This is a genomic window from Achromobacter sp. ACM05 (assembly GCF_019218915.1).
Classification (GTDB): domain Bacteria; phylum Pseudomonadota; class Gammaproteobacteria; order Burkholderiales; family Burkholderiaceae_B; genus Achromobacter; species Achromobacter animicus.
The window spans coordinates 1,439,949-1,460,335 of record NZ_JAHUWQ010000002.1 but is presented as its reverse complement, the minus strand read 5'-3'; the positions used below and the strand labels follow the sequence as shown (position 1 = coordinate 1,460,335).

At 66.5% G+C, this 20,387-nt stretch carries 24 protein-coding genes and 1 pseudogene; 21 read left to right on the top strand and 4 right to left on the bottom strand.

What is annotated here, in order from left to right; translation table 11 throughout:
- The first annotated feature begins 136 nt into the window (after positions 1-136).
- The 6 genes from parA to KW836_RS17575 are packed head-to-tail and all read left to right on the top strand — an operon-like array spanning position 137 to position 4,603.
- Complete coding sequence (parA, locus tag KW836_RS17600) at positions 137-775, top strand: ParA family partition ATPase (RefSeq protein WP_110140731.1); 639 nt, start codon at positions 137-139, stop codon at positions 773-775.
- A complete protein-coding gene (locus tag KW836_RS17595; RefSeq protein ID WP_110140729.1) occupies positions 772-1,044 on the top strand; it encodes a chromosome partitioning protein ParB in 273 nt (90 codons plus the stop codon). The genes parA and KW836_RS17595 overlap by 4 nt, the downstream gene beginning before the upstream one ends.
- On the top strand, positions 1,041-1,574 hold the full coding sequence (locus tag KW836_RS17590) for a DUF2840 domain-containing protein (RefSeq protein ID WP_110140727.1): 534 nt from the start codon (positions 1,041-1,043) through the stop codon (positions 1,572-1,574). Before KW836_RS17595 ends, KW836_RS17590 begins: the two co-directional genes overlap by 4 nt.
- Positions 1,571-2,158, top strand: a complete 588-nt coding sequence (locus KW836_RS17585; protein ID WP_110140725.1) for a S26 family signal peptidase — start codon at positions 1,571-1,573, stop codon at positions 2,156-2,158. Before KW836_RS17590 ends, KW836_RS17585 begins: the two co-directional genes overlap by 4 nt.
- Complete coding sequence (locus KW836_RS17580) at positions 2,155-2,625, top strand: hypothetical protein (protein WP_232827060.1); 471 nt, start codon at positions 2,155-2,157, stop codon at positions 2,623-2,625. Before KW836_RS17585 ends, KW836_RS17580 begins: the two co-directional genes overlap by 4 nt.
- Complete coding sequence (locus tag KW836_RS17575) at positions 2,618-4,603, top strand: relaxase/mobilization nuclease and DUF3363 domain-containing protein (RefSeq protein ID WP_110140723.1); 1,986 nt, start codon at positions 2,618-2,620, stop codon at positions 4,601-4,603. Before KW836_RS17580 ends, KW836_RS17575 begins: the two co-directional genes overlap by 8 nt.
- On the opposite strand, the gene KW836_RS17570 is transcribed toward KW836_RS17575, so the two are convergent.
- On the bottom strand, positions 4,600-5,514 hold the full coding sequence (locus tag KW836_RS17570) for a LysR family transcriptional regulator (protein ID WP_110140721.1): 915 nt from the start codon (positions 5,512-5,514) through the stop codon (positions 4,600-4,602). The two genes, KW836_RS17575 and KW836_RS17570, sit on opposite strands and share 4 nt — an antisense overlap.
- Positions 5,515-5,748: 234 nt before the next feature.
- On the opposite strand from KW836_RS17570, the gene KW836_RS17565 reads away from it, so the two are divergent.
- The 5 genes and pseudogenes from KW836_RS17565 (at position 5,749) to KW836_RS27930 (ending at position 8,749) form a co-directional block, all read left to right on the top strand.
- Positions 5,749-6,159, top strand: a complete 411-nt coding sequence (locus KW836_RS17565; protein WP_110140719.1) for a cupin domain-containing protein — start codon at positions 5,749-5,751, stop codon at positions 6,157-6,159.
- Between the two features lie 25 nt (positions 6,160-6,184).
- A complete protein-coding gene (locus tag KW836_RS17560) occupies positions 6,185-6,679 on the top strand; it encodes a cupin domain-containing protein (RefSeq protein ID WP_081049889.1) in 495 nt (164 codons plus the stop codon).
- Positions 6,657-7,457 (top strand): carboxymuconolactone decarboxylase family protein, encoded by an 801-nt coding sequence (locus tag KW836_RS17555; protein WP_081049888.1) that lies wholly within the window; start codon positions 6,657-6,659, stop codon positions 7,455-7,457. The genes KW836_RS17560 and KW836_RS17555 overlap by 23 nt, the downstream gene beginning before the upstream one ends.
- 40 nt (positions 7,458-7,497) lie before the next feature.
- Positions 7,498-7,971: pseudogene (locus KW836_RS27935) on the top strand (MFS transporter); the annotation flags it as partial.
- A gap of 199 nt (positions 7,972-8,170) precedes the next feature.
- The gene (locus KW836_RS27930; protein WP_313309771.1) at positions 8,171-8,749 is read left to right on the top strand and encodes an MFS transporter; all 579 of its coding nucleotides are present in this window, start codon (positions 8,171-8,173) and stop codon (positions 8,747-8,749) included.
- A gap of 18 nt (positions 8,750-8,767) precedes the next feature.
- On the opposite strand, the gene KW836_RS17545 is transcribed toward KW836_RS27930, so the two are convergent.
- The gene (locus tag KW836_RS17545) at positions 8,768-9,724 is read right to left on the bottom strand and encodes a LysR family transcriptional regulator (RefSeq protein WP_058907041.1); all 957 of its coding nucleotides are present in this window, start codon (positions 9,722-9,724) and stop codon (positions 8,768-8,770) included.
- A gap of 146 nt (positions 9,725-9,870) precedes the next feature.
- Here KW836_RS17545 and KW836_RS17540 point away from each other — a divergent pair, with 146 nt between their 5' ends.
- The 3 genes from KW836_RS17540 to KW836_RS17530 are packed head-to-tail and all read left to right on the top strand — an operon-like array spanning position 9,871 to position 12,291.
- The gene (locus KW836_RS17540; protein WP_058907040.1) at positions 9,871-10,428 is read left to right on the top strand and encodes a flavodoxin family protein; all 558 of its coding nucleotides are present in this window, start codon (positions 9,871-9,873) and stop codon (positions 10,426-10,428) included.
- Positions 10,429-10,446: 18 nt separating this feature from the next.
- A complete protein-coding gene (locus tag KW836_RS17535) occupies positions 10,447-11,505 on the top strand; it encodes an NAD(P)-dependent alcohol dehydrogenase (protein WP_058907039.1) in 1,059 nt (352 codons plus the stop codon).
- A 54-nt stretch (positions 11,506-11,559) separates the two neighbouring features.
- Positions 11,560-12,291, top strand: a complete 732-nt coding sequence (locus KW836_RS17530; RefSeq protein ID WP_058907038.1) for a carboxymuconolactone decarboxylase family protein — start codon at positions 11,560-11,562, stop codon at positions 12,289-12,291.
- Between the two features lie 45 nt (positions 12,292-12,336).
- On the opposite strand, the gene KW836_RS17525 is transcribed toward KW836_RS17530, so the two are convergent.
- Together KW836_RS17525 and KW836_RS17520 are read right to left on the bottom strand one after the other, a co-directional pair.
- Positions 12,337-13,398, bottom strand: coding sequence for an alkene reductase (locus tag KW836_RS17525; RefSeq protein ID WP_110140717.1), 1,062 nt, complete (start codon positions 13,396-13,398; stop codon positions 12,337-12,339).
- A 95-nt stretch (positions 13,399-13,493) separates the two neighbouring features.
- Positions 13,494-14,408 (bottom strand): LysR family transcriptional regulator, encoded by a 915-nt coding sequence (locus tag KW836_RS17520; RefSeq protein WP_110140715.1) that lies wholly within the window; start codon positions 14,406-14,408, stop codon positions 13,494-13,496.
- Positions 14,409-14,600: 192 nt separating this feature from the next.
- Between KW836_RS17520 and KW836_RS17515 the strand changes: the two genes are divergently transcribed.
- The 7 genes from KW836_RS17515 to KW836_RS17485 all read left to right on the top strand — a co-directional run bounded on the left by KW836_RS17515 (position 14,601) and on the right by KW836_RS17485 (position 20,292).
- Positions 14,601-15,161: a DUF6152 family protein gene (locus KW836_RS17515; RefSeq protein WP_058907035.1), complete on the top strand. Its 561-nt coding sequence runs from the start codon at positions 14,601-14,603 to the stop codon at positions 15,159-15,161.
- Between the two features lie 66 nt (positions 15,162-15,227).
- Positions 15,228-15,722, top strand: coding sequence for a hypothetical protein (locus KW836_RS17510; protein ID WP_110140713.1), 495 nt, complete (start codon positions 15,228-15,230; stop codon positions 15,720-15,722).
- Between the two features lie 305 nt (positions 15,723-16,027).
- Positions 16,028-16,387 (top strand): cyclophilin-like fold protein, encoded by a 360-nt coding sequence (locus KW836_RS17505; RefSeq protein WP_110140711.1) that lies wholly within the window; start codon positions 16,028-16,030, stop codon positions 16,385-16,387.
- 251 nt (positions 16,388-16,638) lie between these two features.
- Positions 16,639-17,631, top strand: a complete 993-nt coding sequence (locus KW836_RS17500; protein WP_058907096.1) for an aldo/keto reductase — start codon at positions 16,639-16,641, stop codon at positions 17,629-17,631.
- 195 nt (positions 17,632-17,826) lie between these two features.
- Positions 17,827-18,957, top strand: coding sequence for an MFS transporter (locus KW836_RS17495; RefSeq protein ID WP_198655009.1), 1,131 nt, complete (start codon positions 17,827-17,829; stop codon positions 18,955-18,957).
- Between the two features lie 31 nt (positions 18,958-18,988).
- A complete protein-coding gene (locus tag KW836_RS27925; RefSeq protein ID WP_255595838.1) occupies positions 18,989-19,528 on the top strand; it encodes a cyclophilin-like fold protein in 540 nt (179 codons plus the stop codon).
- A 26-nt stretch (positions 19,529-19,554) separates the two neighbouring features.
- Entirely contained in the window at positions 19,555-20,292 is a 738-nt protein-coding gene (locus KW836_RS17485; RefSeq protein ID WP_058907094.1) for a dihydrofolate reductase family protein, read from the top strand.
- Positions 20,293-20,387: the final 95 nt, after the last annotated feature.

Below are 20,387 nucleotides of genomic sequence, written 5' to 3'. Positions count from 1 at the left end.
GGGTTTGCGCGCGCTCTAACTTCCCTAACTTCATTTCTCTAACTTTTAGTAGGGAAGCGCCGCTGCGGTGGACAACCACCACGCGGCCACAAGCGCAGCAGCAAAAGCCCGGCTTTCCAACACGGAGGGCCGCGCCATGATCGTTGCTCTGCTCAACCAGAAAGGCGGCGTGGGCAAGACCACGCTCGCCACGCACATCGCCGGCGAGCTGGCGATGCGCGGCCAGCACGTCGTGCTGCTGGACGCCGACCCGCAAGGTTCATCGCTGGACTGGACACAGCGCAGAAGCCAGCAAGGCTTGCCACGGCTGTTCAGCGCCGTGGGCCTTGCACGCGAAACGCTGCACCAAGAGGCGCCAGAACTCGCCAGGCGGGCCGATCACATCGTCATCGACGGCCCGCCGCGCATTGCCGCCTTGGCGCGCTCCGCGCTGCTGGCTGCCGAGCGCGTGCTGATCCCCGTGCAGCCCAGCCCCTACGACCTGTGGGCCAGCGCCGAGATGGTGGCGCTGATCCGCGAGGCGCAAGTCTTTCGGCCTGCGCTGCGCGCGGCCTTCGTCATCAACCGGCGCGTCAGTACCACCGTGATCGGGCGCGAAGCGCGCCAGGCGCTCGCCGACCAGCCGCTTCCAGCACTGCGCGCGGAAGTGCATCAGCGCATCGTGTTCGCCGACAGCGTGGCCGCTGGCCGGCTTGCACGCGAGACGGCGCCGGACAGCGCCGCCACACGCGAAATCACCGCGCTGGTCGACGAGCTGTTGCGGTGGACGCCATGACAGCGAAGCCGCTACCTCGCGCAAAGCGCGTCGGCATCGGCGCGCGTCCGCCGGCGAATCCGCACGCCGAGGCGTGGATTCGCCAAGGCGACGCCGATGCGCTGAACAAAGGCGACCTCTACACGGCTCGCCTGACCCTCGACATCACGCCCGCGATGCGGGCGCGTATCAAGGTATCGGCCTTCACACAGGGCGTGACTGTGGCCGACCTGCTGCGCGGCCTGCTGGAGCGGGAGTTTCCAGAACACCGCAGGGAGAACACCCCATGACCGCACCCGCTTCGCCTTCCGCTGGCGCGGCCACGGCCGCGCTCGCAGCACCTTCCGGCCAGCCTGCCAGCGCGCCGCTGACGCGCGTGGCGCTGGCCTACATCGAACCCCGCTTCAAGCTCTACTTGCGCTTCGGCGAACCCGCGCGCACGCACCAGCTCGACCGCTGGCGGCGCTGCGCGGTGTTCCTGCCGGGCGCCATGTTCTGCCGCATCCGCTGGCAGGCCAACGACTACGGAACGATCCGCTGGCAGCTCATGGTGATGCAGGCTTGCACGCCGCTCGATGCGGCGCAGCGCATCCCCGGCGTGCAGCCGGGCGCGCGCCTGCTGCTGCACGCCGAGGGCGAGAACCAGGTGCGCGCCGTGCTGGAGCGCATCGACGCCATCGAGGCGCTGGGCATTACGCCTGTCGGCGTCTCGCCCGCGTACTGGCGCACGCTCGCCAACCGGCTCGCTGCGCGCTTGCCGCTGCCCGAATACACCGCCGATCGGCACGCGGCCTGGCTCATCGGGAGGGCGCTGCCATGACCGCCGTTTCGACTGCCGGCCCCGCGCCGCGTCCTCGCTCACGCCTGCACGCTCGCCTCGTACTGGCGGGCCTGTCCGCCTGCGGCCTCGCTGCGCTGGCCTGGGCGTCCTTCGTGCATCCGCTGCCGCGCCTGATCTACAACCCGTCCGACAGCGTGGCGGTCGGCTGGTATCGCGTCGATCCGCTGGGCCACGGCACCGCCTCGCTGCCACGTCCTTTGTCCGTGGGCAGCATCGTCCTGACCGCGCTGCCGCCAGACGCCGCCGTGCTGGCCGCGCAGCGCGGCTACCTGCCGGCGCGCGTGCCACTACTCAAGCGCGTGGGCGCCGTCGCGCCGCAGGAGGTGTGCATCACTGGCCGCGTTGTCCGCATCGACGGCGTGCCTTCGGCCGCCGTGCTGCCTGCCGACCGCTGGGGTCGGCCGCTGCCATCCTGGCAGCAGTGCCGTCGCCTTGAATCCGGCGAACTGTTCCTGCTCAGTGTGACCAACCCGGCGTCGTTCGACAGTCGCTACTTTGGCCCGTTGCACGCATCCGCCCTGATCGGCGTCGCGCATCCGGTCTGGCTGGAATCCCGCCCATGAAGGCCGTCGATTCGCTGCACGTCGCCGTGCATCTCATCGTGCCATCGGGCGTGTCGTTCTGCTGTTCGTCGCCGTGTCGTCGCGCGTGCAGTGCGGGTGCATTCGCGCCGCACTTCGCGCTGCCTTCGGCGCAGCCGTCCAACGTGCAGGCGTCTTGCCTCGAACGCGCCCGGCCTGCGGCTTCATCGCACTGGTTCGCGCGTTCGCCGGCGCGCTGGCTGCTCGCGCAGCAGCGCCGCCGGGCCGCCGCTGCCCGGAGCGACAGCGAAGGGCAAAGGCGGAAGGCAAGACAAAAGGACGCGGCACCGGGCCGCGTCGAAAGCCAGTCTGCACATGGGGGTTGCGCGGCACGGAGCGGCTTCGCCGCCGTGCCGCGTGGGGCGCGAAGCCCGCGCCGATACGGGCATGTCCGCGTGCTTCGCACGACAGGACACGCCGCAGCTTTCGGAGAGCGCAGCCATGACTGACCGCCGCGACGACGATTTCCGAATCCGTCCCAGCGCCCCGAAGAACCAGGGCCAGGGCTTCGTCTCCAAGGTGCTCAAGCAGGCAGGCAAGGCCAGCAGCGGCAAGTCGTCAGTGCGTCGTCCTGGCGTTGCCAGCGGCTCCGGGAGGGGCACGGGACAGCGGCCCGGCTCGCGCCTGGGTCGCGGCTACACGGCGGCGCGCTTCGCCGGGGCGAAGCTGACGCCCATGTCGCGGCGCGTGACCATCAAGACGCTACTGGTCAACCAGCGCCAAGCCAGCCCGCAGTCGCTCGCCAAGCACCTGCGCTACATCGAGCGCGATGGCGTAGGCCGCGATGGCGAACCGGGCCAAGCCTACGGGCCGCAAACCAATGCCGCCGACCTCGACGCCTTCAAGGAACGCTGTGCCGACGACCGGCATCATTTCCGCTTCATCCTCTCGCCCGAGGATGGCGCCGAGCTGGAAGACCTGCGCACCTACACGCGGCACCTGATGGGCCGGATGGAGGCCGACCTGGGAACGGGCCTCGATTGGGTGGCCGTCAACCACTGGAACACCGACAACCCGCACACGCACATCGTCGTGCGCGGGCGCGACGACACCGGAAAAGACCTCATCATCGCGGGCGACTACATCGCCGATGGCTTCCGCCATCGTGCGGCCGAGCTGGCGACCGAATGGCTGGGGCCGCGCACCGAGCTGGAGATCCAGCAGACCTTGCAACGCGAGGTGGAGCAGGAGCGGTGGACGAGCCTCGACCGTACCTTGCAACGAGAGGCCGGCGAGGATGGTCTGGTGCAGATCGAACGGTTCGACGAACCTCGGCTGCAACGCCAGCGCCTGCTGCTGATCGGCCGGCTGCAACGCTTGCAGCGCCTGGGCCTGGCCGACGAGATGCAGCCGGGCACCTGGGCCGTCCATACCGACGCGGAAAAGACCCTGCGCGCCCTGGGCGAGCGTGGCGACATCATCCGCACGATGCAGCGGGCCATGCGCGGCGAGCCGCGCGAGTTGGCGGTGTTCGAGCCGGGCGACGATGGCCGAACCATCCTCGGCCGCGTGGCCGCGAAGGGGCTGGCCGACGAGCTGCGCGACCGGGGCTATCTGGTCATCGACGGGGTGGACGGCAAAGCCCACTATGTTGTGCTCAACGCCCGCGACGAACTGGCGAACTATCCGACCGGCGCCGTGGTGGAGGTGAAAGGATCGGCCGACGTGCGCGCAGCCGACAAGAACATCGCCGCGCTGGCGAGCGATGGCCTGTACCGCACCGATCATCACCTCGCCATCGCGCAGGGCCAGGCCGTGCTGGGCCGCGATCCGCAGGAAGTCGTCACCGCCCATGTTCGCCGGCTCGAAGCCCTGCGCAGGGCGGGCATCGTGGAGCGCGTGGCCGAGGGGCTATGGAAGGTGCCCACCGACCTGCCCGAGCAGGGCCGCCGCTACGACGCGCAACGCCTCGGCGGCGTGGCGGTGGAGCTGAAATCGCACCTGCCCATCGAGCGGCAGGCCCGCGTGATCGGGGCCACCTGGCTCGACCAGCAGTTGATCGGCAGCGGCTCGGGCCTGGGCGACCTGGGCTTTGGCGGCGAAACCAAGCAGGCAATGCAGCACCGCGCCGACTTCCTGGCCGAACAGGGGCTGGCAGAGCGGCGTGGGCAGCACGTGATCCTCGCCCGGAACCTGCTGGGCACGCTACGCAATAGGGAGCTGGCGAAAGCCGCCAAGGACATTGCCGCCAAAACTGGCCTGGAACATCACCCCTTGGCTGATGGGCAGCGCGTGGCCGGCATCTACCGCCGCAGCGTGATGCTCGCCAGCGGACGCTATGCGATGCTCGATGACGGCATGGGGTTCAGCCTGGTGCCGTGGAAGCCGCTGATCGAGCAGCGACTGGGCCAGCAGATCGCAGCGACGGTGCGTGGCGGTGAATTGTCATGGGAAGTGGGACGACAGCAAGGACCATCAATCGGCTAGTTTGTATTGCCGGCTTCGGTCTCGCGCCATCGCAATGCCTCAATCACCAAGGCCAGCGCCGGGGAAATTTGCTTGCGATTCGCGTAGTACAAGTGGTAGCCCGGAAACGTGGGCCACCACTCCTGCAGCACCGGTACCAACCGGCCCTCATCAATGTGCGGCTGCAGGATGTTGAGCGGCACGAAGGCAAAACCCATGCCGTCCAGTGCCGCCTGAAGCATCAGGAATGTGTTGTTGAACGTGGTCTGGCCGCCCACGCGCACGTTGATTGCCTCGCCGTCCTTCTCGAAATCCCAGGCATACAGACCACCATGCGTGGGCAGCCGCAGGTTGATGCAGCGGTGCCCGGTGAGGTCGTGCGGGGTGGCGGGCAGCGGCTTGCCTGCCAGGTAGGCAGGAGACGCCGCCACGGCCATGCGCAGTTCCGGCGCGATGGGCACGGCGATCATGTCCTTGTCCACCCGGTCGCCCACTCGGACACCAGCGTCGAAGCGGTGCGCCGCGATGTCCGTGAATGCATAGTCCACACTGAACTCGATGTGGACGTCGGGGTAGTCCTTCAGCAGAGGGAGCAGCCGAGGCCAAAGCACCGTGGTGATCGCATGGTCGTGGGCCGTGATGCGCACCGTGCCGGCGGGTTTGTCGCGGAGTGCAGTGAGCGATTCAAGCTCCAACTCGATCTCATCGAGCCTGGGGGCCACCGCATCCAGCAGCCGTGCGCCGGCCTCCGTGGTGGACACGCTACGGGTCGTGCGCGTCAGCAGCCGCACGCCCAGCCGCGCTTCCAGGGTGAGCATCGCGTGGCTCAGCGCCGATCGGGACAGCCCCAGTTGGGCAGCAGCGCGGGTGAAGCTGCGCTCCCGCGCCACGGCCACGAAGGCTTGCAGGTCGTTAAGGTTCTCTTTTTCCATTGGTGAATCCAATGCACTACCGTATCCCGATTTTACAGTCTTCTCGTCTAATCGACGTCCCTTTAAAGTTTTGGGTAGACAACCCTGGCATCTGAATTCGCGATCGCTAGCGTTGTTGGACAGGTCGCCGGCCGAGCCTGCGCATGCCCTCGCTGAGCCCTGGGTGGTGCGCGTTATCGGGCGGCTGAAACGGCACCTGCCTCAACCACTTTCCGAACACCGAAAGGATCAACCATGGAACTCAAGCGCGCTGGATCGCAGCCGTCCGTCAGGGGGCCGGCCGAATGGTTCACCGGCACCGTCCGCATCGACCCGCTGAACAACCCCCCCGCGCCGGCTCGCGTGTCGTGTGCCGCCGTCACCTTCGAGCCGGGCGCGCGCTCGGCCTGGCACACCCACCCGCTGGGACAGACCTTGATCGTGACCGCCGGCTGCGGCTGGACGCAGTGCGAGGGCGAACCCATCGTCGAAATCCGTGCGGGCGATGTCATCTGGTGTCCGCCCGGGCACAAGCACTGGCACGGCGCCTCGCCGACCACCGCCATGACGCACATCGCCATCCAGGAGGCACTGGATGGCAAGAACGTCGAATGGATGGAGCACGTCACGGACGAGCAGTACCTCGCCGGGCCCCCGCAAGGCTGAGGCTTCACATCAGGAAAGGAAACCCATGCACATGCTCCTCAGACTCTCCCTTTGCGCGGCGGCGCTGAACGCCACCCTGGCCCTGGCCGCCGAGCCGCAGGCCAGCACGTCCACTGCTGCGCAGCAGATCACGCGCGCGGGCGAGCAGCCCTCGGCAGCCGGTCCGGCCGAGTTCTTCACCGGCCGCGTGCGCGTCGATCCGGTCTGGCCCGCCGACAGGAACATCAATGCGTCCGGCGGCATGGTCACTTTCGAGCCGGGCGCGCGCTCGGCCTGGCATACGCATCCTGCGGGGCAGCGGCTGGTGGTGACCTCCGGCGTCGGCCTCACCCAGGAATGGGGCAAGCCCGTGCAGGTCATCCGCCCCGGCGACGTGGTGTGGTGTCCGCCCGGCGTCAAGCACTGGCATGGAGCCGGCCCGAACACGGCGATGACCCACCTGGCCGTGACCGGCACGGTGGACGGCGAGAACGTCACCTGGATGGAGAAAGTCACCGATGAGCAATACAACGCCCGCTGAGCACCAACGCGCGCGCCTGTGCGCAGGTGCGCTGGCCATCGCATTGGGCCTGGCTGCAATGAGCCCGGTAGCCCATGCCCAGGAGAACAAGCCCGTGAACCCGACACCCGCCAGCGCGCCCAGCGCTTCCGACACCCTCGATGCCCGCCAGCAGGCCATCGTGCCCGTCGCGGCTTTCGCCGCCGCGGGCGACATGGCCAGGCTCAATGCCGCCCTGAACCAGGGGCTGGACGCCGGCATGACGATCAGCGACGCGCGAGAAATTCTGGTGCAGCTTTACGCCTATGCCGGCTTCCCGCGCAGCCTCAATGCGCTGGGCGAGCTGATGAAGGTGCTCGACGCGCGCAAGCAGCGCGGCATCCAGGATGCGCCGGGCCGCGAGCCCAGCCGGCCCATCCCGAAAGGTGAGGCGCTACTGGCCGCAGGCACGGCCAACCAGACCAAGCTGTCGGGCGGGCCTGTCGGGGGGCCGCTGTTTGACTTCGCGCCCACTGCGAACGAATACCTGCGCGCCCACCTGTTCGGCGACATCTTCGAGCGCGACAACCTCGACTGGCAGAGCCGCGAGCTGGCCACCGTGGGCATGCTGTCGGCGCTGGCCGGCGCCGAGTCGCAACTGCAGGCGCACATGCGCATCAGCATGAACGTCGGCATCACGCCGGGCCAGTTGCGACAGCTCACCCGGGTGCTTGCCGAGCGCGTGGACGCGGATATGGCTCGCCGTGCAGGCGCAGCCCTGGATCGGCATCTGGCAACCCTACCTGCCGCAAAGCAGTAAACCTCTTGACGAGACGGCTGGGTCACCTGCCGCCTCCACAATGACCGGGACCATGCCCCAGTTTTCGGATTCGCCTATCGATCGCACGCTCCTGTCCTTGATGACCTGCGTGTTCACCGTGTTTCTTGTCACGGGCGCGGCCTTGCCGGCACTGCCGCTGCACATTCACGATGGTCTGGGGTTCAGCGCATTCACCGTCGGCCTGGTCTCGGGAGCGCAGTTCGCCGCAGCACTGCTTTGTCGCCTGTGGTCGGGGACGGTTTCCGACCGGCGGGGGCCCAAGTTCGCGGTGACGGCCGGCCTCGGGCTGGCCGTGCTCGCCGGGCTGTTCTATCTCGCGTCCATGATGTCCGATGGCAGCCCCATGCTGTCGATCGGGATTCTGGCGCTGGGCCGCGTGCTGCTCGGGGGCGCCGAGAGCTTCATCATGATCGGCGCGCAAAGCCGGTGCCTGTCACTGGCGGGCCCGGGCAATGTCGGCAAGATGATCGCGTGGATCGGCACGGCGATGTTCGTGGCCCTGGCGCTGGGTGCGCCCCTGGGCAGCTTTCTGTACGCGACCTTGGGGGTTCGCATCGATCGGCTGGGCGACGCTGGCCGGCGCGGCGGCCACCTGGCTGCTGGTCGCCGCGATTCCCGCGATTTGGCCCGCGCCTCAAAGTCGCAAGGCCACCACGCAGGTCCTGAAAGCCGTCTGGGTGCCCGGACTGGCGATGGCTTTCTCCAGCCTGGGCTACGGCATCATGACGGCGTTCGCCGTGCTCCTGTTCGTGCAGAAGGGCTGGCAACCGGCCTGGCTGTCCTTCACCGCCTTCGCCGTCGCCCTGATGGTGGCGCGCATGTTCTTCGGGCCCTTGCCGGATCGCCTCGGAGGCGCACGGACCGCGATGATCTTCATCGTCATCCATAGCGCGGGATTGACCCTTATCTGGCTTTCCCCGTATGCCTGGCTGGCGTTCGTCGGCTCGGCGATGGCGGGCTTCGGCTATGCGCTGGTATACCCGGGGCTGGGCATGGAGGCCGTGGCCCGCGCCCCGGCAGAGGCCCGAGGCCTGGCCATGGGCGTCTATACGGCCTTCATCGACCTGGCGCTCGGGCTGTTCGCGCCGCTCCTGGGGCTGCTTGCGAATGTGATCGGGCTGGCGCAGATCTTTCTCGTCACGGCGCTACTCGCGCTATGCGCCGTGCCGATCGCGGCATGGCTGCGCACCCGGCCGGCTGACACACAGGCAACCGCTGGCGCGGCGAGCGGTGCGCCCGTCCGGTCGGCAGGAACCGACGCCTGCTGCTAGCGCATTGGCGAACTGGCGTCAGCCGGCGTGCTCGGCCAACGCATCCAGCGGCACATGCAAGGTGCTGTTCGCAGCAAAGGTTTCGAGCAGGTAGTCCACCACGACCCGCACGCGGGGGGCGATCAGGGCGCGATGCGGGTACTGGATCACCATCTCGTAGCTGCCCGGATGGTGTTGCGGGTGCAGGACGACCTTCAACCTGCCGGCTACCAGGTGCTCCCAGGCGAGGTGGACGGCAACCTGGGCCACGCCGATGCCGTCGCAGGCGGCTTCGACCAGAGTTTCCGGCGCGGAGAGCGTCAAGACCGCCGAGTCCGTCGGATCGAGGGTGGAGATGCTGCCGTCGGCGGCCCGGAAGCTCCAGGCATCCACCGTGCCGCTCAGGAAGCGCCGCGCAACCAGCCGGTGCTGGCGCAGGTCCTCGACGGTGCGCGGCACCCCTCGGCGAGCAAGGTAGTCGGTCGAGGCCACCAGCACCGTGTTGAGATGGCAGACCGGACGCGATACCAGCGCGGAGTCACGGATGTGGCCGCCCCGCAGGCCCAGGTCATAGCCGTCACGAACGAGATCGACCACACGGTCGTCGAAATCCACCGCGATCGACAGTCCCGGATAGCGCCCAAGGAGGCCGGGCAGGACGGGCATCAACTGCTCCCGCCCGAACGCGGCGCTGGTCGAGATGCGCACGCGGCCGTTCGGTTCGGCCCGCTGGGCCGCGACGGCATCGACAGCGGCGTCGAGGGCCTCCAGGGCAACCCGCGCCTGCCGCAGGAACACCGTGCCTTCGTCCGTGAGGCTGAGGGTGCGCGTCGTGCGGTTGAGCAGACGTACCCCCAATGCGGCTTCCAGGCTTGCGACGTTCTTGCTGACGGCGGCGGATGTCACCCCCAGCACCCGTGCGGCGGCCGCAAAGCTGCCCGCATCCACGGCCTGCACGAACGACAGGATGGCCTTGACCCGATGCGATGAATCCATGCGTTCTCCCCAAGCGGCCCACCGCCCGGCCGGCGGCGCTCCGCTCACTCACAACTCTATGTTGATAGTAAAACAACCAACTATCTACTTCTAGTTAATTGTAAGGGGCGGCACCATGCAACCAGATTCTTAAAAGGAGAGATCCCATGTCTGTTTGCATCATCTACGACAGTGGCACCGGCCACACCAAGAAGCAGGCCGAAGCCATCGCCGAAGGCGTCCGCAGCGTTCCCGGCGCCGAGGCCCACCTGCTGGCCGTGGCCGACGGCCCGATCGACTGGGAGGCGCTGGCTGCCAGCGACGCCATCGTCTTCGGCTCGCCCACCTACAACGGCACCATCAGCGCGCGGTTCAAGAAGTTCATGGAGGACTCGACCCGGACCGCCTGGGTGCCGCAGACCTGGCGCAACAAGATCGCTGCCGGCTTCACCAACTCCGGCTCGATGCACGGCGACAAGCTCAATTCGCTGATCGCCCTCGCGCTGTTCGCGGCCCAGCACGGCATGGTCTGGGTCGGCCTGGACCTGTTCCCGGGCAAGAGCAACGACGAACTGAACCGCGTCGGCGGATGGCTGGGCGCAATGGCGTTCTCCAAGGACGAATCGCCCGAACTGTCCCCCATCAAGAGCGATCTGGACACGGCTCAGTACCTGGGCAAGCGCGTGGCCGAACTGGCCCAGCAATTCAATGCCGGACGCGGCTGATACAGAGAGGACTTCATCATGAACACCTTGGGATATGCAGCTCCCTCCGCGACGGACGCCTTGGCTCCGTTCCAGTTCGAGCGGCGCGAACCGCGACCCGATGACGTCGTGCTGGACGTCCTCTACTGCGGTGTCTGCCACACCGACCTGCACATCGCGCGCAACCATGGCGGCTACACGCGCTATCCGGTCGTGCCCGGCCACGAGATCATCGGCCGCGTGATCCAGGTAGGCAGCGGCGTCACCCGCTTCAAGGTCGGCGACACCATCGGCGTCGGCTGCATGGTCGATTCCTGCCAGCACTGCAATCCGTGCCAGCACGGCTACGAGCAGCATTGCGTGGAAGGCGCCACCTTCACCTACAACGGCACTGACCGGCACGACCACCAGCCGACCTACGGCGGCTACTCGAAGCAGATGGTCGTGTCCGAGAAGTTCGTACTGCGCATCCCGGACGGACTGGACCTGGCCGGTGCGGCGCCGCTGCTGTGCGCCGGTATCACCACCTGGGAGCCGCTGCACCAGTGGGGCGCGGGTCCCGGCAAGAAGGTCGCTGTCGTCGGCCTGGGCGGGCTGGGCCACATGGCCCTGAAACTGGCCAAGGCGCTCGGCGCCGAGGTCACGCTGTTCACCCGTTCACCCGGCAAGGAAGAAGATGCGCGCCGCCTGGGCGCCGATCACGTGGTGCTGTCCAGCGATGCGCAGCAGATGGCGGCCGTCGCCGGGCAGTTCGACCTCATCGTGGATACCGTGCCCTACGAGCACGACGTCAATCCCTACCTGCCGACGCTGACCTTCAACGGCACGCTGGTGCTGGTCGGCTACATGGGGCCGTTGAACGAGCCGGTGGCGGCGGGCGCGCTGGTGTTCGGCCGCAAGGCCATCGCTGGTTCCTTCATCGGTGGCGTCGCGGCGACACAGGAGATGCTGGATTTCTGCGGCAAGCACGGTGTCGTGTCGGATGTCGAAGTGATCTCGATGCAGCAGATCAACGAAGCCTACGAGCGCATGCTCAAGAGCGACGTGAAGTATCGGTTCGTCATCGACATGGCATCGCTAGAGCCGGAAAAGGCATGAAATGAGCACGAGGCTGGCGTCGCGGCGCCGGCCCCGACAAGAAAGGCACAAAGCATGAACAACAACCCTGAAATACAGGAAACCGATCCGCTGTTTCGGATGATCGGTGCTGTCACCCCGGTTCTGGTTCCCTATACCAAGGATCGGATCGTCGATGAACTCTGGAGCCGGCCCGGTCTTGCGGCACGGGAACGCGCCATCGTCTCGGTCGCGGTTCTGGTTTCGCGCAATGCCAACGGTGCCTATGTCCACTATCTGAACAAGGCGCTGGACAGTGGCGTGGCGCCGGCCGAACTGTCCGAGCTTCTCGCGCACCTGGCGTTCTACACCGGCTTTGCCTACGCCTTCGGCGCGGTCGGCGTGCTCAAGGGCATCTTCGATGAGCGAGGCATCGGGGTCGATCAGTTGCCGGGAACATCGCCCACGCTGCTGGCGACGGAAGATGTCTTGCCCGACGCGGCCGAGCGCACGGCGTTCCTGGCAGCCAACGTCGCCCCGGCGTCCGAGGCACTGAGACACTTCACCGACGAGCTGCTGCACGGCGAGGCCTGGCGGCGTCCTGGCCTGGCAGCACGCGACCGGGCGCTGGCGACGATCGCCTCCCATGCCGCCCAAGGGCAGTCGGCATTGCTGCCGACCTGCTTGGCCCATGCGCTGAAACTCGGCGTGACCGAGCAGGAGATCGGCGAGCTGCTGGCCCATGTCGCCTTCTACAGCGGATGGGGTAACGCGCTCCAGGCAGCCGAGGTCGTGACGCGGTACTACGAAAGTCGCCGATCAGCGTGAAGCCCGAGCGCGGCCGGTGCCGCGCGAAGTGCTTCCTTCAGACGCTCATCGGCTCATGGTGGGATAGTCGGTATAGAACCGCTCCGTCCCGCCATAGAAGCCTTCGCTGTGCGCTTCGTTCAAGGGCGCGTTCACCTTGATCCGCTCGATGAAGTCAGGGTTCGCCAGCACCATCTGTCCATAGGCTTCCAGATCAGCCAGACCCGCCTTCACGTCCTGGCCGATCTGCTCGCGCGGGCGGCCCGGCCGGTTCAGGATCAAGGCACCGCGCCAGAGCTTGCGCAGGTCAGCCAGCAACTCATCATTGCCCTGCTGCAACACATGCAGATAGGCCAATCCCAGGGTATCGAGTTCGGCCACCAGGTGGCGATACAGGTCGGGACCTTCGGCACCTTCGTCGATGCCGTGCATGGCAAACCCCGGAGAGAGGCGGATCGCGGTGCGATCCGCACCGATCTCCCTGGCGACTTCCGCGGCGACTTCAATGGCGAAGCGTGCGCGGTTCGCGATGGAGCCGCCGTACTCATCGGTGCGCGCATTGGCGCTTGGCGCCAGGAACTGATGAATCAGGTAGGTGTTTGCGCCGTGGATCTCGACGCCATCCGCGCCGGCCTCGATGGCGCTGCGGGCCGCGTGTCGGAAGTCCTGCACGGTCTGGCGTACTTCCGCGGCGGTCAGGGCGCGCGGCACGGGGATGTCCTGCATCCCGCTCGGCGTGAACATTTGCGTACCGGGTGCGATGGCCGAGGGTGCGACACCCTGGCGATGGTGAGGCGTGTTGTCGGGATGGGACATTCGGCCGGCGTGCATGAGCTGGATGAAGATATGCCCGCCGCTGCCATGAACGGCATCCGTGACCCTCTGCCAGCCTGCGATGTGTGCCTCGGTATAGATGCCCGGCGTGGCGAGATAGCCTTGCCCGTCGTCGGAGGGCTGGGTGCCTTCGGTCACGATCAGGCCCACGCTGGCGCGTTGACCGTAGTAGGTGGCCGCCAGTTCGCCAGGCGTGCCGTCGTACTGCGCGCGCGAGCGCGTCATCGGCGCCATGACGAATCGGTTGGATAAGGAATGGCGACCGACCTGTACCGGGGTGAGTAGTTCGTTCATTGTTTTTCTTCAATTCGTATTGATTAGGGCGTGGCAATGCCGGAGAAGGCGGCTCCAGCCTGTGCCCATCGATTGGACGAAGCAGCCCGTCCGGGTTAACGCTTCTTGGGACCAGGAGGCGCAGTCCAGCGCAGCGCATCAAGCACCATCGAGAACGCATGGGAGGGTTGTTTGCGGCTCGGGTAGTACAGGTAATAGCCGGGGAACGGCGGGCACCAATCCTCCAGCACGCGCACCAGTCGCCCTTCCTCCAGGTGGGGCGCGAACTCTTCTTCGGGCAGGGAAGCGATGCCCAATCCCGCCACCGCCGCGTCCACCATGCTAGGCGAGGTGTTGAAGATGAGTTGCCCATCCACCCGCACGTTCAACGCTTGGCCCCGACGCTCGAAGTCCCAGACGTAGAGGCCGCCCGCCGTCTGCATGCGCATGTTGATGCAGTTGTGCTTGAGCAGGTCGCGCGGCGTCTTCGGGATCGGATGCGTCTCGAAGTACGCGGGCGAAGCTGCGATCGCCATGCGCAACTGCGGCCCGATCGGCACCGCGATCATGTCCTTGTCGATGGTGTCGCCCATCCGCACGCCCGCATCGAAGCGGTCGGCCACGATGTCCCGAAACCCGTAGTTGATGTCGAACTCGACCTTGATGTCGGGATATTCGAGCATCAAGGGCGTGAGCTTGGGCAGCAGCGTGGTCCGAAGGATGTGCTCGCCGCAGGTGATCCGCACCGTTCCGGCCGGCTTGTCCCGCATCTCCGTCAGCTCATCCAGTTCCGCGTCGATCTCGTCGAAGCGGTTTCCGATGGCATTGAGCAGTCGCTCGCCGGCGGCCGTGGGCGACACGCTGCGCGTGGTGCGCGTGAGCAGCCGGATTTCCAGCCGCGCCTCCAGGCCGCTGATGGCTTGGCTGAGGGCAGACTGCGTGACGCCCAGCAGCGAGGCGGCGCGCGTGAAGCTGCCTTCCCGCGCCACCGTCACGAAATACAGCAGATCGTTGAGGTTGCGTTTGACCATGGGAAGAAGTTTCCCATGGAGCATTGATTAGTGCAACTTATATGCCTTAGAAGGACAAATTAGCTAGTCAAGCTGGCTTCCACGCCCGAACATTCGAGGAACGAAAAAGTCGATACCGATGCCTTGGGTTGGCGAAGACGCCAATCCTTGCCGGTCTCGTGGCGCAACCGATCAACGCGGAGAAATTGGAGCATGGCAAATACCGACTTGAAACCCGCCCATGGGAATGGAGCTGTATCGCGCGGCCGCCGACGCGCGATCCTGGGCGCTGTCACACTGGCGGCGACCGTGCTTGTGCCTGCGCTGCCGGCGTTCGCGCATCACGGATGGCCCGGCTTCGACACCGACCGCCTCATCTACGTGGCGGGAACGGTTTCCTCGGAAGGGGTATGGGGCAATCCGCACTCGCTCTTCGACATCACCGTGGACAGCAACCTGCCTGCCCGCACGCCCACACTGACGATCCCGAAGGAGTTGCAACATCCCGAGGACAGTATCCGGGTCAATGCCGCCCCCTCGTACAAAGGCTCCCGCAAGGAGCTGAAGATCATCATCGCGCCGCCGGCCTGGTCAGGCCGGTGGGGTCTGGACCGCCCGCTGAAGATCGGTGAGCGTGTCCAGGCAGTCGGCTACATCAACCGGACAGACGAAGGCCTGTTTCGGCCCGTGGTGTTCTGGTACGGCAATGACGCAGTGCCCGTGAACCAGGTGCTGGGCAACACGCTCCCGGTACGGGCGCCGCTGCCGAAATAAGGCTTGCGCGACAGGTACAGGCGGGTGACCCCCTGCGCCATCGCACCCGCCGGAATGGAATGGCCCATGCCTGAATTGCTCAACTCGCTACTGAGGCTGCTGCAGGACTCTGCGCTCGGGGAGACGGTACGCAACGCCGAACTCCTCTATCCCGTACTGGAAGCCAGCCACATCCTTGGAATCGCTCTCCTGGTCGGCCCGGCTTTCACCTTCGACCTCCGAGTGCTGGGATTCGGCCACCGCATCGTGCCGGTCACCACTGCCGCGCGCCATCTTCTGCCCGTCTCCCACATCGGCTTTGCCATCGTCATGATCACGGGCATCGCACTGCTCAGTTCGCAGGCGACCGTGGTCGCTGGCACCGGCGCTGCGCCGTGGAAGTTCGGCCTGCTGATCCTCGCCTGCGTCAACGTGCTGGTGTTCCACCGCGGCATTTACCGCCGCGTCAATGAGTGGACGGATGCCGCCGCGACCCCGATCGCCGCCCGCGCTGGGGCAGGCGTGTCACTGATCGCATGGACAGGCGTGATCTTCGCCGGTCGGCTCCTCGCCTACACCTGACCTTCGGAGCGTCGGAATCGACTCCGAACCTCCATCTGCCGTTTGACCATGACGGCAGGTACAGGCGACCGATTGATTAGCACAGCTACTATGCCTTAGAAGGTTTCATTGGCTAGTCAACTTGACTTGCACGCGCCAATATTCAGGGCATGGAATAGTCATTACCGATGCCCTTGCGATGGCTGCGGCGCCAAGCCCTCGTGTTGCTTGTCGCCTCGACTGTGGCGCTGGTGGCATGCGGTGGCGGCTCTGCGCAAGCCACGGCGTCGAATGGCGACTCGGCCGCGCCTTCACAGGAGTTCCCCATGAAGATTCGATTGGACGTCGATGGGCAGATAGCAACGGCCACGCTGTACGACAACGCCACCGCGCGGGATTTCGCGGCGCTGCTGCCGCTGTCGTTGACGCTGACCGACTACGCCCGCATCGAGCGCATTGCCGACCTTCCACAAAGGCTTACCCGGGGCAGCGCCGAAAGCACGGCTCCAGTGAAGGCAGGCGACCTCGCCTATTACTCGCCGTGGGGCAACCTGGCGATTTTCGTTGCAGACGGCACTGGCAACTACACGGGCGATCTGATGCGCCTCGGCGCAGTGGAGACGGGACTGGCCGCGCTGCGACGCCCCGGGCCGCTGCACGTCACGATCGAGCGCCTGCCCGATTGACCGTCTCCGTCGCCCCGATCCACCTTCGCATCCACTCAACTTGAAAGGCATCGAACATGAGCACGCAGAACATCAATGATCGTGGGACAGCAGACGAGTCGGCTGTGGCTGCTGATCGACGCGGTTTCCTGAAAGCGGCGGGCATCGCCGCGGCCGGCGCGGCACTGCCGATCGGCGCCGCTTCGCTGGCAACACCCGCTGCGGCGCAAACCGCGCAACGCACCGGCACCGCCAGCGGCCAGACCTACACCATGGGCACACGCAAGCTGGGTGGCCTCACGGTGTCGGAGCTGGGCTTCGGCTGCATGAGCAACAGCCCCGGCCACTACGGCCCCGGCGTGGATCGCGCCACCAGCATCCGCGTGATCCGTGACGCCTATGAACGCGGTATCCGCTTTTTCGACACCGCCGAGGTCTATGGCCCCTACGTGAACGAGGAACTCGTCGCCGAGGCGCTGGGTCCGGTGCGCAACCACATCGCCATCGCCACCAAGTTCGGCTTCAAGATCGACGGCACCAATGGCCTGGACAGCCGCCCCGAACGCATCCGCCGCGTGGTCGAGGAATCGCTCAAGCGCCTCAAGACCGACCGCATCGACCTGTACTACCAGCACCGTGTCGATCTGACCGTGCCGATCGAGGACGTGGCCGGCACCATCAAGGATCTCATCCAGCAAGGCAAGGTGCTGCACTTCGGCCTGTCCGAGCCCAGCGCGCGCACCATCCGCCGCGCCCATGCCGTGCAGCCCGTGTCCGCGATCCAGACCGAGTACTCGATCATGGAGCGCAGCGTGGAGCGCAACGGCGTGCTGCAAACCTGCGAGGAACTGGGCATCGGCTTCGTGCCGTGGGGGCCGCTGGGCCAAGGCTTCCTGCCCGGCAAGCTGCCGCTGGACGCCCAGGCCAAGTTCGACGCGAAGACCGACCTGCGCAAGACCTTCCCGCGCTTCAGCGCCGAGGTCATGAAGGCCAACCAGCCGATCCTCGACTTCCTCAAGGCTTTCGGCGAGAAGAAGGGCGCCACCCGCGCGCAGATCGCCCTGGCCTGGCTGGCGGCGCAGAAGCCCTGGATCGTCTCCATCCCCGGCACGACCAATCTGGACCATTCGCGCGAGAACCTCAGCTCGATCAACGTCAATCTCACGCCGGAAGACCTGCGCGAGATCGAGGCGGGCATGGCGAAGATCACCGTCCACGGCGGCCGCATGGACGCCAAGCAGATGGACCAGATCGGCAAGGACTGAAACCCCGCAGGTCCGTCCCAGCCCTGCGCCAGCCGCTCCGCCGTGCTCGCTGGACGAGCACGGCGTTTTCCATAGACATCAGGGCAGAGAACGAAGAACTCCATGACGAACCAAGCAGGCGAGGCCTCGATAACCTCCTTTTCCAGTCAGCGCGATACCGAAGCGCAACCGGCCAATTGGAGCGGCGTGTTCGCGATGTCGCTGTGCGTCTTCGCATTGATCGCTTCCGAGTTCATGCCGGTCAGCCTGCTGACGCCGATCGCGGCCGAGCTCCACGTCACCGAAGGGATGGCCGGGCAAGGCATCGCGATCTCCGGTGCCTTTGCGGTGCTGACCAGCCTGTCGATTTCGTGGCTGGCCGGCGGCATGAACCGCAAGACGCTGCTGCTGGCGCTGACGGCGCTGATGGCCGTCTCCGGCGCCGTGGTGGCGCTGGCACCGAACTACCTGATCTACATGGTCGGCCGCGCGCTCATCGGCGTGGTCATCGGCGGCTTCTGGTCCATGTCGGCGGCCACGGCCATGCGCCTGGTGCCCGCCGATCAGGTGCCGCGCGCCCTGGCGGTCTTCAACGGCGGCAATGCGCTGGCGACGGTGATCGCCGCGCCGCTGGGTGCATGGCTTGGTTCGGTGATGGGTTGGCGCGGGGCCTTCTTCTGCCTGGTTCCGGTGGCCGCGATTGCCCTGGCCTGGCAGTGGATCAGCCTGCCCGCCATGGCGGCCCGCGAGCGCGCGCCGGGTTCGGGCAACGTCTTCAAGGTGCTGGCGAGCCGACCCGTGGCCCTGGGCATGGCGGCCTGCGGCGCGTTCTTCATGGGGCAGTTCGCCCTGTTCACCTACGTGCGCCCGTTCCTGGAGACCGTGACGCATGTGAACGTGTCCACGCTGTCGTTCATCCTGCTGGTGATCGGCGTGGCCGGCTTCATTGGCACCGCGTTGATCGGCTCTGTCCTCAAGCGCAGCCTGTACGGAACGCTGATCGTCATTCCCGTCCTCATGGCGGTGATCGCGCTGACGCTGATTCCGTTCGGCACCTGGGTCGCTGCCGTGTTCGTGCTGCTGGGCCTGTGGGGCCTGCTGGCGACCTCGGCCCCGGTGGGCTGGTGGAGCTGGATCGCCGAAGCCATGCCGCACAACGCCGAGGCTGGTGGCGGCCTGATGGTGGCGGTGATCCAGTTGGCGATTGCCCTGGGTTCGACCGTCGGCGGCCTGCTGTTCGATGCGACGGGCTACCGCAGCACCTTCGTGGCGAGTGCCGTCGTACTGCTGTTCGCGGCCTTCCTCGCCTGCCTCACCTCGCGTTCGCAGCGACGGCAAGCGGCCTGAGCCGCGCGTCACACCTGGAGACCCCATGACCATGAGCCTCAGTACCCCTCGCAGCGGCCATCGCCAGACGGCCATCGAACACCGCTCCGCGCGCGGCCTGGGGGCCATGCGAGTGCTGGGCCTGCTATGCGGCCTGTTCGTCCTCGGCGGATGCGACGCCGCCCAGCCGGGCGCTTCGGCCGCTCCTACCGCCGCCGCTGCGGCAACCGCCCAACCGGAGGAATCTCGCATGTGGATGACCGTCGGCGAACGTCGCTTCGCCATCACCCTGGCCGACACCGAAGCGGCGCGCGCCTTTGCCGGCATGCTGCCGCTCACGATCGACATGCCCGACCTCAACAGCAACGAGAAGCACGCGCAGTTGCCCAAGGCGCTGCCGACGAATGAGAGCCGTCCCGGTGTGATCCGCAACGGCGATCTCATGCTGTATGGGTCCACAACCCTGGTCGTTTTCTACAAGACCTTCCCCTCGGCCTATTCGTACACACGCCTCGGCCGCGTGGATGCTTCCGATGGCCTGGCCCAGGCGCTCGGCAGCGGGAGTGCGCGCATCACGTTCTCCAAGAACTGATCGGCGAAGCAATGCAAGCGCTCTCCATGCAAAAACCCTACGTCATCATCCACACGCTAACGTCGCTCGACGGAAGAATCCACAACATCGAACTGCCCGAGTTCGATTCTGCGGCGCTTCAGTACGAGCAACTGGCGCTGCACGCCGATCAGCAAGTCCTGAACATCCAGGGCTACCTGAACGGCCGGGTCTCGACCGACGACAACTTCACGCACTACCGACAGCCGGATCTGAACCCCTCGGCGGACACCGTGCCCGAGGGCGACTTCGTGGCCGAAGCGAACGCGCCGATGTACTACGTCGCGCTCGACCCCGCCGGACGCCTGGGCTGGCAGGAGAACCACGTCGATTACGGCGGGGTGCGCTCGCACGTGGTGTCGGTGCTGACCGGGAAGGCAAGCAACGCCTACAAGGATTTTCTCAGGCGGCTGGGCATTTCCTATGTCGTTGCCGGGAAGGACGCGCCGGACAACGCCCTGGCGCTGCACAAGCTGGCGACGCTGTTCGGCATGGAGCGCGTGATGATCGGCGGCGGCGGCGTGCTGAACTGGTCGTATGTGCAGGACGGCCTGGTCGATGAAGTGAGCCTGCTGCTGGCACCCGTCTCCGACGCCTCGCCCAGCGCGCCGGGCCTGTTCACGGCCAAGGAGCCGCTGACCCGGGTTCAACCGTACTCGTTCACGCTGATCGAGGTGAAACCGTTGAAGGACAGCACCGTATGGCTGCGCTACAGAGTGAACAACCCAAGACCTGAACGACCTTAATTCCCCGGAATCCCCAGTTCGCGAGACACCCTCCATGAGAAAGATCGTCCTTCTGTTCGGCCTCCTTGCCACTACTTTCCTGGCCATCGCGGCCA

Coding starts and splice junctions, on each gene's coding strand:
- KW836_RS17555 (WP_081049888.1), top strand. CDS start 6,657: ATGAGCAATACAACGCCCGCTGAGCACCAACGCGCGCGCCTGTGCGCA.
- KW836_RS17545 (WP_058907041.1), bottom strand. CDS start 9,724: ATGGATTCATCGCATCGGGTCAAGGCCATCCTGTCGTTCGTGCAGGCC.
- KW836_RS17500 (WP_058907096.1), top strand. CDS start 16,639: ATGGGCACACGCAAGCTGGGTGGCCTCACGGTGTCGGAGCTGGGCTTC.
- KW836_RS17570 (WP_110140721.1), bottom strand. CDS start 5,514: ATGGAAAAAGAGAACCTTAACGACCTGCAAGCCTTCGTGGCCGTGGCG.
- KW836_RS17520 (WP_110140715.1), bottom strand. CDS start 14,408: ATGGTCAAACGCAACCTCAACGATCTGCTGTATTTCGTGACGGTGGCG.
- KW836_RS17560 (WP_081049889.1), top strand. CDS start 6,185: ATGCACATGCTCCTCAGACTCTCCCTTTGCGCGGCGGCGCTGAACGCC.
- KW836_RS17565 (WP_110140719.1), top strand. CDS start 5,749: ATGGAACTCAAGCGCGCTGGATCGCAGCCGTCCGTCAGGGGGCCGGCC.
- KW836_RS27925 (WP_255595838.1), top strand. CDS start 18,989: ATGAGCCTCAGTACCCCTCGCAGCGGCCATCGCCAGACGGCCATCGAA.
- KW836_RS17595 (WP_110140729.1), top strand. CDS start 772: ATGACAGCGAAGCCGCTACCTCGCGCAAAGCGCGTCGGCATCGGCGCG.
- parA (WP_110140731.1), top strand. CDS start 137: ATGATCGTTGCTCTGCTCAACCAGAAAGGCGGCGTGGGCAAGACCACG.
- KW836_RS17485 (WP_058907094.1), top strand. CDS start 19,555: ATGCAAAAACCCTACGTCATCATCCACACGCTAACGTCGCTCGACGGA.
- KW836_RS17535 (WP_058907039.1), top strand. CDS start 10,447: ATGAACACCTTGGGATATGCAGCTCCCTCCGCGACGGACGCCTTGGCT.
- KW836_RS17495 (WP_198655009.1), top strand. CDS start 17,827: ATGTCGCTGTGCGTCTTCGCATTGATCGCTTCCGAGTTCATGCCGGTC.
- KW836_RS17575 (WP_110140723.1), top strand. CDS start 2,618: ATGACTGACCGCCGCGACGACGATTTCCGAATCCGTCCCAGCGCCCCG.
- KW836_RS27930 (WP_313309771.1), top strand. CDS start 8,171: ATGGCTTTCTCCAGCCTGGGCTACGGCATCATGACGGCGTTCGCCGTG.
- KW836_RS17510 (WP_110140713.1), top strand. CDS start 15,228: ATGCCTGAATTGCTCAACTCGCTACTGAGGCTGCTGCAGGACTCTGCG.
- KW836_RS17585 (WP_110140725.1), top strand. CDS start 1,571: ATGACCGCCGTTTCGACTGCCGGCCCCGCGCCGCGTCCTCGCTCACGC.
- KW836_RS17590 (WP_110140727.1), top strand. CDS start 1,041: ATGACCGCACCCGCTTCGCCTTCCGCTGGCGCGGCCACGGCCGCGCTC.
- KW836_RS17530 (WP_058907038.1), top strand. CDS start 11,560: ATGAACAACAACCCTGAAATACAGGAAACCGATCCGCTGTTTCGGATG.
- KW836_RS17505 (WP_110140711.1), top strand. CDS start 16,028: ATGAAGATTCGATTGGACGTCGATGGGCAGATAGCAACGGCCACGCTG.
- KW836_RS17525 (WP_110140717.1), bottom strand. CDS start 13,398: ATGAACGAACTACTCACCCCGGTACAGGTCGGTCGCCATTCCTTATCC.
- KW836_RS17540 (WP_058907040.1), top strand. CDS start 9,871: ATGTCTGTTTGCATCATCTACGACAGTGGCACCGGCCACACCAAGAAG.
- KW836_RS17580 (WP_232827060.1), top strand. CDS start 2,155: ATGAAGGCCGTCGATTCGCTGCACGTCGCCGTGCATCTCATCGTGCCA.
- KW836_RS17515 (WP_058907035.1), top strand. CDS start 14,601: ATGGCAAATACCGACTTGAAACCCGCCCATGGGAATGGAGCTGTATCG.